Genomic DNA, 11981 nt, shown 5'->3' on the forward strand with positions numbered 1-11981 from the left:
CGGTCGGCTGCCGCGCCCACCGGGCGATACGGTCGCACGGGTGACCCCCGCGAACACCGCCGCCCGCATCGCCGCCGCCCAGCTCCGCGGGCTCAGCCGGAGCAGGACCCTGGTCCAGGCGGGCCCGTTCACCGGCCTGCTCGCCCCGGACGGGCCGCAGTTCCTCAGCTACGCCGTGGCCGCCCGCCCGGGTGAGCCGGTCGAGGACCCCGCCGAGGTGGCCGCGGCGCTGCGGGCCCTGCGCGAGGTCTTCCCCGAGGGCACGCTGCGCTTCGAACTGGTCGACGAGGCCGCGCCGGGGGCCGCGCGGGCGCTGGCCGGGGCGGGGCTGAGCGTCACCCTGCGCGTGCCGGTCATGACCGTCGCCCGGGACGCCCTCGTCGAGCCCGACCCGGCACCCGGCGTCGTGGTCTCCCGGGTCACCACCACCGAGCACCGGCTGATCGGCGACGGCATCGCCCACCGCGCGTTCGGCGGCCTCGGCGAGCCGGTGGCCCAGGCGCCCGCGCCGGACGCGGGCGCAGGCGGGATGGTCCTGGCCTGGGTCGACGGGACGCCGGTGGCGGTGGCGTCGTGGACGGCCGTCGCCGACGGGGTGACCGAGGTGGTGGGCATCGCCACCGAGGAGGAGCACCGCAGGCAGGGCTTCGGCGCGCTGGTGACCGCCGCCGCGACCCTGGTCCCGATGACCGAGGCGGGCGTCGATCTGGCCTGGCTGACCCCGGGCAGCGCCGACGCCGACCGGGTCTACCGCGGCGTCGGGTACCTGCCCGTCGCCACCGCCGTGCACCTGGCCGAGGAGCCCGCGCTCTAGCGGGTGCGCAGCTCCACGGTGCCGCCCACCTTGTCGTGCAGGCCGCGCCCGTCCCGGTCGACGACAGCGGCGGGGATGATGACGGCCACGAGCAGTGACCGGGGCACGGCGCGCAGCCCGACGTGCTCGCTGCCGTCGATGCGCAGCACCCGCATCCCGAGCAGCATCTTGCCCGGCGTGAGGCCTATCACGCCCACCCCGACCACGGTGATCACCAGCCAGATCGCCACCGACAGCAGGTTGCGGTTCCAGTTGGCCGTCGGGTCGTCGAAGTCCAGCGGCAGGAACAACGACGTGATCAACGAGGCCAGGACCAGGTCGACCACCAGGGCCAGCAGGCGCACTCCCCCCGAGGCCACCGAGCCCTCGCCCTTCTCGGGCAGTCCCATCCGCTCGCCCGGCCACCGCTGGGAATCGCGTTCCGCACCCGAGCCGGGAAGCCACGTGCCGGTCCATCTGCTCACCCCCGCAGCCTAGGACGGGGTGCCACCGGCGGTGACAGCCGGCATGCTCGGCAGCGACGACGGGTGCCGTTAACGCCCGTGAAACATGAGGGTGATGGTCGGGCAACACCGCCCTCTTACTTTCATCACGCAGAGCGGACAGGCGTGATCATCTGCCTTCGCCCCGCGCGGTGGGCCGGTCCCGGCCGGCAGATCAGACGTAAGGAGCCAACCAGCGTGTTCAAGTCTTCCGACGAGGTCTTGGGCTTCATCGCCAAAGAAGGCGTGAAGTTCGTCGATGTCCGGTTCTGCGACCTGCCGGGTGTCATGCAGCACTTCACCCTCCCGGCGGCGGCCTTCGACGAGGACGCCTACAACGAGGGCCTCGCCTTCGACGGCTCCTCCGTCCGCGGCTTCCAGTCGATCCACGAGTCGGACATGCTGCTGCTGCCCGACCCCGCGACGGCCAGGATCGACCCGTTCCGCGCGGAGAAGACCCTGATCATCAACTTCTTCGTGCACGACCCGTTCACCCGCGAGGCCTACTCCCGCGACCCGCGCAACATCGCGCGCAAGGCCGAGCAGTACATCGCCGAGTCGGGCATCGCCGACACCGCGTACTTCGGCCCGGAGGCCGAGTTCTACATCTTCGACTCGGTGCGCTTCGACTACACCGAGAACGGCTCCTTCCACGAGCTGGACTCCGTCGAGGGCTGGTGGAACACCGGCGCGGCCGACGCGGACGGCAAGAACCTGGGCTACAAGACCAAGTTCAAGGGCGGCTACTTCCCCGTCCCGCCGGTCGACCACTTCGCCGACCTGCGCGACAAGATGGTCGTCGACCTGCAGGGCCTGGGCTTCAACATCGAGCGCGCCCACCACGAGGTCGGCACCGGCGGCCAGACCGAGATCAACTACCGGTTCAACACGCTGCTGCACGCCGCCGACGACCTGCAGATGTTCAAGTACAGCATCAAGAACACCGCGTGGAACGCCGACAAGACCGTCACCTTCATGCCCAAGCCGCTCTACGGCGACAACGGCTCCGGCATGCACGTGCACTCCTCGCTGTGGAAGGACGGCGTCCCGCTGTTCCACGACGAGTCCGGCTACGCGGGCCTGTCCGACACCGCCCGCCACTACATCGGCGGCCTGCTCAAGCACGCCCCGTCGCTGCTGGCGTTCACCAACCCGACGGTGAACTCCTACCACCGCCTGGTGCCCGGCTACGAGGCCCCGGTCTCGCTGGTCTACTCCCAGCGCAACCGCTCCGCCTGCGTCCGCATCCCGATCACGGGCAACAACGCCAAGGCCAAGCGCGTCGAGTTCCGCTGCCCCGACTCCTCGGGCAACCCGTACCTGGCCTTCGCCGCCCTGGTGATGGCGGGCCTGGACGGCGTCAAGAACAAGATCGAGCCCCCGGCCCCGATCGACAAGGACCTCTACGAGCTCCCGCCGGAGGAGGCCAAGTCGGTCGCGCAGGTCCCCGCCTCCCTGGGCGACGTGCTCGACTCGCTCGAGGCCGACCACGACTACCTGCTCGAGGGCGGCGTGTTCACCCCCGACGTCATCGAGACGTGGATCGCCTTCAAGCGCGAGCACGAGATCGACCCCCTGCGCCTGCGCCCGCACCCGTACGAGTTCGGTCTCTACTACGACGTGTGACTCTCGGCTGGGCTCAGCCAGGCTGGCCTGAACCAGGCTGGACTGAACCAGGCAGCGACAGCGCCCGCCCGGGCCTCCCGGGCGGGCGCTGCGCTGTCCCGGGCCGCGTCAGGCGTCGGCGTGCGCCAGCACGGCCTGGACCGAGCGGCGGGCGTTGGCCGCCGCTCCGGGGTCGGCGCCCGCGGCGAGGAGGACGAGGGTGCCCTCGTAGAGCAGGTGGAGGTGGGCTCCCACGCCGAGGTCGCCCGCGAGGGTGTCGAACAAGGCGCGCATCCACGCCTTCTCCGCGCGGATGACCGGGACGGCCGGGTGCTCGCTGTCGCCGACCTCGGCGTAGGCGTTGACGAACGCGCAGCCCCGTCGCTGGGTCCCCATCCAGGTCTGCAACGCGTCGAAGACCAGGGGCACCGTCCGCTCGGCGGCGTCGTCGGCGACGACCCCGGCCTCGGCGAACCGGGTGAGCAGGTGGTCGCGCCAGCGGTGCGCCCGCCGCAGCAGGTAGAGCGCCACGAGGGCGTCCTTGGAACCGAACCGGTCGTAGAGGGTCTTCTTCGTCGTCCCGGCGGTCTCGGCGATGAGGTCCACGCCGACGGCGCGCACCCCGCGTAGGTAGAACAGGTCGCTGGCCGCGTCCAGCAGTCGTGTCCCCGCCTCGGTCAGCGCAGGCAGCGGCTGCAGGACCGGCCGCAGGACGCCCGGGGTGGTGTCGTCCATCGTGGTGAGCGTGCCCAGCACGGCCGCCTCCCCTTCATCGGTGAACTGCGAGTATACCAACCGGTATGGTTACATGCGGCTCATGGCCACCATCCGCGCACTCGCGCTGGTCCTCGTCTGGAGTTCCGGGTTCATCGGCGCCGAGCTCGGCGCCCGCGCCGCCCCGCCCACGACGCTGCTGGCCTGGCGTTTCCTGGTCATCGCCGTCGTCCTGCTCCCGTGGCTGCCGCGGGCGGCGGACCGGCGGGAGTGGATGCGCCAGGCGGTGCTCGCCGTGCTGTGCCAGTGCCTCTACCTGGTGGGCGTCTACTGGGCGGCGGCCGCGGGGGTCCCCGCGGGCACCTCCGCCCTCATCGCCTCCCTGCAACCGGCGCTGGTGCTCGCGGCAGCCGCGCTGCTGGGGAGCAGGCGATTCCGGTTCGCCCACGCCTGCGGGTTGACCCTGGGGTCTGCCGGCGTCGCACTGACCGCCGCGGGGGACCTGAGCGCGGGCGTCAGCATCACGGCGCTGGTCCTGCCGCTGTTGGCGATGCTGTCCCTGGCCGCGGGCACCCTGCTCCAACAGCGGTGGACCACCACCCCGCGCACCTCGACACCGCTGATGCAGAGCCTCGCCACCCAGGCAGTCATCAGCGCGGGACTCATCACCGCGTACACCGCCGTCGTGGGCGATCTAACACCCCCGGCGACCACAGCGTTCTGGACCGCCACAGCGTGGGCAGCCCTAGCGGGCATCGGAAGCTACGGGCTCTACTACCTCGTCACCACCCGCGATGGCGCGGAACGAGCCAGCACCCTGCTCTACCTGACCCCGGCCGCCACCGCCCTGTGGGCAACGGCGATGTTCAGCGAACCCCTGCGCCGCACAGCCGTCATCGGCCTGCTCGTGAGCGCGGTCGCCGTCGCCGTCTTGAACACCGCGAGCAAAGGCCCCGTCAAGCGCCGAGGAGAGCCAGGTCCAGACCCGCTGCCTCCAGGGCGGTCCGTGGGTCCGGCAACAGCTTGCGGGCGGTGAGGTCCATGACCCCGATGACGCACGACAGCTCGGCTGACACGGTGCCGTCCAGCTTGGTCATGACCGAGTCGCACAGGAAGGTCTTGCCGGTGCCGAACTTCAGTTCGCAGGTGACGTCGACGGCCTCGCCCGCGCGCAGCTCGCGGCGGTAGGAGATGGTGGCGCCGAGCAGGACCGGGGAGGCGCCGCTGGCCAGCAGCTCGTCCCAGGCGCAGCCCGCTGCGGCGAAGCCCTCGACGCGGGCGATCTCGCCGTACTGGTGGTAGACCGCCTGGTTGAGGTGGCCGAGGGCGTCGAGTTCGTAGCTGCGCACCACGATGCGGGTGGACCAGGGCGTGCTCATGGGCCGAGCCTAAGCGCGGAGACCACCAGTACCCGAATGGTGGTTGCGCACGTCACTCAGCAGTGCCGGGAGCTGCGTTCGCGACAACGGAGGCCCGCGATCATTCCGGCAGGTCTGCGAGCAGGGCTGGCAGCACCAAGGCCTTCAGCTCCCCCACGATCTCCCCCACGCGGTTGTGCGCCAGAGCAGCAGCCCGAAAAGGTGCCATGGTCTCGATGACCTCCTGCTGGACTGACAGGGTTGGAAGCCAAACCGGCAAAGCTTTGAGCGCTGAGGTCGTGATGTGGTGAATCGCGGTTCCTCTCTTCTGCGTGTCAAGCCATCGTTGGGCGTCTGGACCGGTCAGGTAGTGCAGGAGGAACGCGGGCAGCACTTTCTCTCGCGCCCGCAGGAGGATGCAGCCCGGACCAACCAGCCAGCCACGCTGCCCTTCACCCACCAGGCCGAACCGACGGTCAGACCCGACCCGCGCAGCGACGATGTCCCCCACCGAGGCCGCGAACTTGCCCATGGTCGCGGCCACGGAGGTGCTGACCGCGCCCACCTCGCCGAAGTCCACACGTTCGTTGCGAATGTTGCGGGTCAGGATCAATGGACGCCCGTCTGCGGCCCGCCCGTCCGGGGAGAGGCTTCCAGGACCCGCGACGACGCTGCAGATATCCCCCAACGAAGCGAAGGAACCGTCCTCCCGTTGTTGGCGGCCCAGACGGCTCAAGCCCTCCTCCAGGTCGGCGTCTGTGCGGCGCGCCTCCCGGAGAACACCGGCCAACTCAGCTCGTAGCGTCGCCAACGACTTCGCGAAATCCTCGGGCCCCGGTTTCGCGGACTCGATCACGGTGTAGCGCGCTGGGTGCAGAACGAAATCCTCGCGCTTCACCTCCTCAAAGGTGGCTGAGTGCGAGAACCCGGATTCTCCCTTGAACGCGGCAGCTTCCCGCCATCGCTCGTATTCGGTCGCGATCCGTGCTTGGGCCTGCGGAGCGAGGATCTGCTCGCTGTTGCTGACGCGGGTACCCAGTTGCGCCGCGTTGATCAGCAGGACGTCCGATCTGGGAACAGCGGCCTCTCGGCTCCGCAAGATCCACAGCATCGTGGAAATTTGTGTGTGCTTGAACAGTTGCGAGGGCAGCTCGATCACCGCGTGAACGACCCCGGCTTCGACCATGGCTGCGCGGATTGACGTTTCCTTGTTTCCTCTGAACGCCGCTCCGGCTGGCATCACCACTGCGGCGGTACCCAGGGGGTTCAGCTTGAGCACTGCAAGCTGCAGCCATGCTAAGTCGGCATTCGCGGACTGACCGAAAGGCAAGTTCAAGGTTAAGTCGCTGGGCAGACGCATCGCGAACGGAGGGTTGCTGAGCACTGTGTCAAACCGGTGTTGCGCAAAACAACCTGAAGTGAGTGCGTCGCCGACTTGAATCTCCGCACTGACGCCGTGGAGAGCCGTGTTCATCGTGGCCATTTGCGCTGACCACACGTTGGCGACTTGGCCGTGCACCAATGCCTTGCCCCTGCCTGCGGCGCAGAGCAGCTCACCGCTGCCACACGACGGGTCGAGGACCGAATCGGACGTGGTCGAGGACAGGATGCGCACGAGCAGGTCAGCCACTGCGGGCGGGGTGTGATGGGCACCGCCGCGACCGACGCGGTTGTCGCCTTTGGCTAGGAAGTCGTCCGCGAGGCGCGCTGCGGTGCTCTCCGGGCCGACGCCGTCGGACATGTCGATCTCGTCGATGAATCGCAGGACATGCCGGAACTTCTCATCGCGCACGAGTCCGAAATCTGCGCCGACCAGCGGTTCTCGACGGTGACCGGGGAGGTGGAGGTCCGCTTCGCCGATGCCGCGGCCTAAGACCGACTGCCACTGGCTCGGATCGGTCGCCTTGAGGTAAACGAGCTTATAGAGGAGACCAAACAGGGCGGTGGGGTGCACCTCACCGCGGAGGGGCTCTGTGGCCGACCAGAGAAGTGCCATCGGATCTCGATCGGGTTGTCGAACCGCCGCAGGCGGTGCGTGCCCCTGCGCCAGGCTTCGCTGCAACCTCTGGCCGTAAGTCGCCCCTGGGGCCTCCCCCTCGCGCAGGCGGTTGCCAGGGACCTTACGTCCATCCAGCCAAGCAGAGATCGCCGAAGCCTCGAACGTCTCCTGACCACCTTCGGCGACCGCTTGCGGGAAGTCCCGATTGCGTGCCCGCCAGTTGCTGACAGCGCTCAGTCCAACCCCCGCGTGCTTGGCGACCTCAGACGCCGTCAACCGCGTGTTCCGCCTCGACGGACCGTCTGTCACCGGAACCTCGGACGGTTCGCCAAGATCGCGTCCACCGGATCAATCTCCCCCACGAGCCGGAGCACGTCCTCGGACATCCAGCCCAACAACCGGTGGATGGTCGCCAGGTCCGCCTCGAGGTGGCGGTGGTGGATCGGCTCGTAGTGCATCACCCGGTTCCGGAAGAGCAGCATGCTCCTCATGTCCTCGTGCAGGCGCTTGCGCTGCGGCCTGCCTGGGAAGGCGACGTGGAGGTGGGACCGCCAGAGGGTTCTGTCGTACCCGGAGGCCAGCAGGGACACCCAGAACCCGAAGGACAACTGGGCGACCATGTCGTCGCTGGTCGTGGAATGGTCGCGCCGCCTCAACTCTTTCTCCGCGTCGGCGAGCATGCGCAGGGCGTTGTCGTGCAACGGGGCGGCCTCCCACCAGTCCGAGCGGTCGAACGCTCTCGACAGGGTGCGATGCGCGGTGTTGCGCAACGAGACCTCGAGGTAGTGCAGCGGAGTGTGGAACGCGGATGCCACAGCAACGTTCCAGTGGTAGAGCTTGATCGCGCTCGCGATGTCGTTGCCTGCGGCTGTGCAATAGGGTTTGAAGCGCGCGGGAGACAGCGCGTCACGAACCCACCCGGGTATGTCGGACATGATGGCACCGCCTCTCGGGTTTTGGGGCAGCACGAATCCGTGCTACGGTGATGGATGTAAGCCCCGGGTCGCCTCTGCTTTGCAAGCCGCCCGGGGCATCGCTTTGTCTTCATGCGGATCGCATGGATACCTGGCTCTGCGGACAACCGTAGCAGCGTTGATCATCGACGACAAGCACTGTCAATGCTCAAATCTGTGAACATGCGGTCGTACCGTGCGCCCTATCAGATGTGAACCACTCTGAGGAGCCGGGCACGTCACTCGTCGTAGAAGACCCGTTCGATCACCGAGTGCGCGCGGCGGGTGGTGCGCCGGTAGTAGTCCAGGAACTCCCCCGGGTCCGCCAGGCCGCCAGGGGTGTCCGGGCCCAGTGCGCTCACCACCGCCAGCAGTTCCCGGCCCTGGGTCGGCAGTTGGTCGGTCGACTTCCCGCGGACCAGGGTGATCGCGTTGCGGACGCGGGTGGCCAGCAGCCACGACTGGGTCAGCTCCGCCGAGTCCTCCGCCGACAGCAGACCGGCGGCCACGGCGGCCGCCAGGCCCTTGATCGTCGAGGTGGTGCGCAGCGCCGGGAACTCGTGGGCGTGCCGCAGTTGCACGAGCTGCAACGTCCACTCCACGTCGGCCAGGCCGCCGCGGCCGAGCTTGGTGTGCGAGGTCGGGTCGGCGCCGCGGGGGAGGCGTTCGGTGTCGACCCTGGCCTTGATCCGCCGGATCTCGCGCACGGCGTCATCGGTCAGGCCGCCATCCGGGTACCGGATGGGGTCGATCAGCTCGACGAAGCGGGCGCCCAGCTCCTCGTCGCCCGCGATCGGGCGTGCCCGCAGCAGCGCCTGCGACTCCCAGACCTCGCTCCACTGCGCGTAGTAGGCGCGGTAGGACTCCAGGGTGCGCACGATCGGGCCCTGCCTGCCCTCCGGCCGCAGGTCGACGTCCACCTGCAACGGCGGGTCCTGCGACGGTGAGCCCAGCAGCCGCCGCACCGTCGTGGCGACCCTGGTCGCGTACTTGAGCGCGTCGGTGTCGGAGACGCCCTGCGCGGCCTCGCACACGAACATCACGTCCGCGTCCGACCCGTAGCCCAGCTCGGCCCCGCCCAGGCGCCCCATGCCGATCACCGCGATGCGCGCCAGGTTGCCCCCGGCGGCCACGGCCTCCGAGCGGTCGACGGCGTGCAGCGCGGCCTGCAGCACCGCGCCCCACACGCTCGACAGCGCCGAGCACACCGACAACACGTCCATGAACCCCAGCAGGTCCGCGCACGCCACCCTGGCCAGCTCGTGGCGGCGCAACGACCGGGCGGCCGTCACCGCGTTGCCCAGGTAGCTGTGCCGCTTCACCACGTTGCGCAGTGACGCGGCCACCTCGGCCGGGTCGCGCAGGGTCAGGTCCTTGGGGTCGGCCAGCAGCCGCAGCACCTCGGGGGCGCGGACCACCAGGTCCGGCACCAGCCGGGAGGTGCCGAGCAGGAACGCCAGCCGCTCGGCCACCGCGCCCTCGTCGCGCAGCACCCGCAGGTACCAGGGGGTCGAGGCCAGCGCCTCGGACACCCGCCGGTAGGCCAGCAGCCCGCCGTCGGGGTCGGCGGTCTCGGCGAGCAGGTCCAGCAGCACCGGCAGCAGCGCGGTCTGGATCGCCGCCCGCCTGCTCACCCCGGAGGTGAGCGCCTCGATGTGCTTGAGCGCGCCCTGCGGGGAGGTGTAACCGAGCGCGGCGAGCCGGGCCTCGGCCTGGTCGGCGGTCAGCCGCAGGGAGCCGGTCGGCACGCGCGAGACCGCCTCGAGCAGCGGGCGGTAGAACAACTTCTCGTGCAGCCGCCGGATGCGGTTGGCGCGCCTGCGGAACTCCGCGAGCAGCACCTGCGCCTCGGACTTGCCCCGGTCCGGGCCGATGCCGGTTGCCCTGGCCAGCCAGCGCAGGTCGGCGGTGTCGTCGTCGGCGGGGAACAGGTGGGTGCGCCGGAGGCGCTGCAACTGCAGGCGGTGCTCCAGAGTGCGCAGGAACCGGTAGGACTCAGCCAGCTCCGCGCCATCCGTGCGTCCGACATAGCCCCCCGCCGCCAACGCCGCCAACGCGTCGACCGTGGAGCCGATGCGCAGCGTCTCGTCTGTGCGACCGTGCACGAGTTGCAGGAGCTGAACCGCGAACTCGATGTCCCGCAGTCCCCCGCGCCCCAGCTTCAGCTCGCGCTCGAGGAGTTCGGAGGGCACGTGGTCCTCGACGCGGCGGCGCATGGCCTGCACGTCCACGACGAAGTTGTCCCGGTTCGCCGCGTTCCACACCAGCGGGGCGACGGCGTCGATGTAGGCGCGCCCCAGTTCGGCGTCGCCCGCGACCGGGCGGGCCTTGAGCAGCGCCTGGAACTCCCAGGTCCGCGCCCAGCGCTTGTAGTAGGCCAGGTGTCCGTCCACGGTGCGCACCAGCGCGCCGTTGCGGCCCTCGGGGCGCAGGTTCGCGTCGACCTCGAAGCAGGCCTCGTGGGCGGTGCGCATCATCGCGCTGGCGACCCGGGTGGCTAGGCTGAGGTCGTCCTCGGCGGCGAAGACCACGTCGACGTCGCTGACGTAGTTGAGCTCGTGGCCGCCGCACTTGCCCATGGCGATCACCGCGAGCCGGGTCTTGTCCTGGCTCGCGAGGCCGCCGTTCTCCGCCCACGCGACCGCCAGCGCCGCCCGCAGCGCGGCCTCGGCCAGGTCGCTGAGCCTGCTCGCCACGTCCTCGTAGGCGGGCGCCGGGAGCGCGGGCTCGACGAGGTGGCCCAGGTCGTCGGCGGCCAGCTCCAGCAGCAGGCCGCGGTAGCCGAACCGGAGCGCCTTGACCGCCTCCGTGCCGCGCTTGGTGGCGATGCCGTCCGCCGCGGCCTCGACCATGCGCAGCAGGGTCTTCGCGTAGTCGGACGCCGGGACGCCCTCGCCACTGAGCCTGCGCCACTCGCCGGGATGGGCGACGAGCAGGTCGGCCAGGGTGCTGGACCCGCCGAGGACGGAGATCATCCGCCCGCGCAACCGCCGGTTCGACACCAGAGCGGAGCGCAGCGTCGCCCACCCCGGCTCGTCGGCCTCGCGGATGCGGGCCAGACCGCGCAACGCCAGGTCGGGGTCGGGGCTGCGGGACAGGGCGGTGAGGATCAGCTCGTGCTCGACGACCGGCCCGTGGTCGTCCCACAGCCCGGCGGCCCGCAGCTCCGCCTCGGCCCGGCTCTCGGTGAGCCCGAACCTGGCCGTCGACGACGTGACGCGGTCGGCCATCGCTACAGCAGGTTCTTGGCGACGGGGGCCAGCTCGCCCGCGGCCATGGCGACGAACCGGTCGACGAAGGGCCGCCAGACCTCCTCGGTGTCGGCGTGCAGCTTGGCGATGCCCTCGTCGGTGGTGTCCGCGGGGTGGGCCCACCGGGCGAAGCCGGGGTAGACCTCGAGCCAGTGCCGGAAGACCTCGGGCGTGGTCTCGATGTGGAACTGCACGCCGTAGGCGCAACTGCCGACCCGGAACGCCTGGGTCGGGTAGCGGGTGGCCGACAGCAGCAGCTCGGCCCCGACCGGCAGCCGCGCGATGACGTCCTGGTGGAAGTGCACGACGTCCTGCATCAGGGGGAGGTCCGCGCACAGCGGGTCGGTCCAGCTCACGTCGCGCTTGGCGGTCAGACCGCGGCCGACCTCGGGGCCCTCGTCGCCGGGCTGGACCTCACCGCCCTCGGCCACCGCGAGCAGTTGCGCGCCGAGGCAGATGGCCAGCAGTGGGATGCGCTTGGACACGCACGTCGACATCAGCGCGCGGACTTCCTTGAGCCACGGGTGGTCAGCGGTGTCGTGGACGCCCATCGGTCCGCCGAGCACGACGACACCGGCGTACGCGGCGGGGTCGACGGGCAGTGCGCCGGGGCGGATGACGTCGACCTCGGCACCGGCCTCGACGAGCCAGTCGGCCAGTCGTCCGGGCGGGTCCAGGTCGGCGAGGTGGGCGACGCAGACGCGCGTGGTGGTCACGGTGGCAGCGTAGTCCCGCCCGTGTGCGGCCGTTGTCGTGGCCGGAACGTGAAAAAGCCCCAGGCCCGAGAACGTGTGTTCTCGGGCCT

10 protein-coding genes are annotated in these 11981 nt (G+C 70.3%); 3 read left to right on the forward strand and 7 right to left on the reverse strand.

What is annotated here, in order from left to right:
* Positions 1 to 40 precede the first annotated feature (40 nt).
* A complete protein-coding gene (locus tag GCL84_RS05295; RefSeq protein ID WP_156754218.1) occupies positions 41 to 814 on the forward strand; it encodes a GNAT family N-acetyltransferase in 774 nt (257 codons plus the stop codon).
* Here GCL84_RS05295 and GCL84_RS05300 read toward each other — a convergent pair.
* Positions 811 to 1278, reverse strand: a complete 468-nt coding sequence (locus GCL84_RS05300) for an RDD family protein (protein WP_156754219.1) — start codon at positions 1276 to 1278, stop codon at positions 811 to 813. The genes GCL84_RS05295 and GCL84_RS05300 overlap by 4 nt on opposite strands.
* 216 nt (positions 1279 to 1494) lie before the next feature.
* On the opposite strand from GCL84_RS05300, the gene glnA reads away from it, so the two are divergent.
* Entirely contained in the window at positions 1495 to 2922 is a 1428-nt protein-coding gene (gene glnA / locus GCL84_RS05305) for a type I glutamate--ammonia ligase (RefSeq protein WP_156754220.1), read from the forward strand.
* 108 nt (positions 2923 to 3030) lie between these two features.
* On the opposite strand, the gene GCL84_RS05310 is transcribed toward glnA, so the two are convergent.
* The gene (locus GCL84_RS05310; RefSeq protein WP_235926007.1) at positions 3031 to 3696 is read right to left on the reverse strand and encodes a TetR/AcrR family transcriptional regulator; all 666 of its coding nucleotides are present in this window, start codon (positions 3694 to 3696) and stop codon (positions 3031 to 3033) included.
* Positions 3697 to 3718: 22 nt separating this feature from the next.
* Between GCL84_RS05310 and GCL84_RS05315 the strand changes: the two genes are divergently transcribed.
* The gene (locus tag GCL84_RS05315) at positions 3719 to 4651 is read left to right on the forward strand and encodes a DMT family transporter (protein WP_197523030.1); all 933 of its coding nucleotides are present in this window, start codon (positions 3719 to 3721) and stop codon (positions 4649 to 4651) included.
* On the opposite strand, the gene GCL84_RS05320 is transcribed toward GCL84_RS05315, so the two are convergent.
* The 5 genes from GCL84_RS05320 to GCL84_RS05340 all read right to left on the reverse strand — a co-directional run bounded on the left by GCL84_RS05320 (position 4572) and on the right by GCL84_RS05340 (position 11892).
* Positions 4572 to 4994, reverse strand: coding sequence for an acyl-CoA thioesterase (locus tag GCL84_RS05320; RefSeq protein WP_156754222.1), 423 nt, complete (start codon positions 4992 to 4994; stop codon positions 4572 to 4574). The two genes, GCL84_RS05315 and GCL84_RS05320, sit on opposite strands and share 80 nt — an antisense overlap.
* Before the next feature lie 100 nt (positions 4995 to 5094).
* Positions 5095 to 6969: an N-6 DNA methylase gene (locus tag GCL84_RS05325; protein WP_156754223.1), complete on the reverse strand. Its 1875-nt coding sequence runs from the start codon at positions 6967 to 6969 to the stop codon at positions 5095 to 5097.
* Between the two features lie 308 nt (positions 6970 to 7277).
* Entirely contained in the window at positions 7278 to 7907 is a 630-nt protein-coding gene (locus GCL84_RS05330; protein ID WP_156754224.1) for a hypothetical protein, read from the reverse strand.
* Positions 7908 to 8164: 257 nt separating this feature from the next.
* The gene (locus GCL84_RS05335) at positions 8165 to 11155 is read right to left on the reverse strand and encodes a bifunctional [glutamine synthetase] adenylyltransferase/[glutamine synthetase]-adenylyl-L-tyrosine phosphorylase (protein ID WP_156754225.1); all 2991 of its coding nucleotides are present in this window, start codon (positions 11153 to 11155) and stop codon (positions 8165 to 8167) included.
* 2 nt (positions 11156 to 11157) lie between these two features.
* Entirely contained in the window at positions 11158 to 11892 is a 735-nt protein-coding gene (locus tag GCL84_RS05340) for a type 1 glutamine amidotransferase (protein ID WP_156754226.1), read from the reverse strand.
* Positions 11893 to 11981: the final 89 nt, after the last annotated feature.

The organism is Actinokineospora pegani, assembly GCF_009745975.1.
GTDB lineage: Bacteria > Actinomycetota > Actinomycetes > Mycobacteriales > Pseudonocardiaceae > Actinokineospora > Actinokineospora pegani.

Excerpts from the sequence above, each read along its gene's own strand:
- GCL84_RS05335 (WP_156754225.1), bottom strand. The coding sequence starts at position 11,155 with ATGGCCGACCGCGTCACGTCGTCGACGGCCAGGTTCGGGCTCACCGAG.
- GCL84_RS05315 (WP_197523030.1), top strand. The coding sequence starts at position 3,719 with ATGGCCACCATCCGCGCACTCGCGCTGGTCCTCGTCTGGAGTTCCGGG.
- GCL84_RS05325 (WP_156754223.1), bottom strand. The coding sequence starts at position 6,969 with ATGGCACTTCTCTGGTCGGCCACAGAGCCCCTCCGCGGTGAGGTGCAC.
- GCL84_RS05330 (WP_156754224.1), bottom strand. The coding sequence starts at position 7,907 with ATGTCCGACATACCCGGGTGGGTTCGTGACGCGCTGTCTCCCGCGCGC.
- GCL84_RS05320 (WP_156754222.1), bottom strand. The coding sequence starts at position 4,994 with ATGAGCACGCCCTGGTCCACCCGCATCGTGGTGCGCAGCTACGAACTC.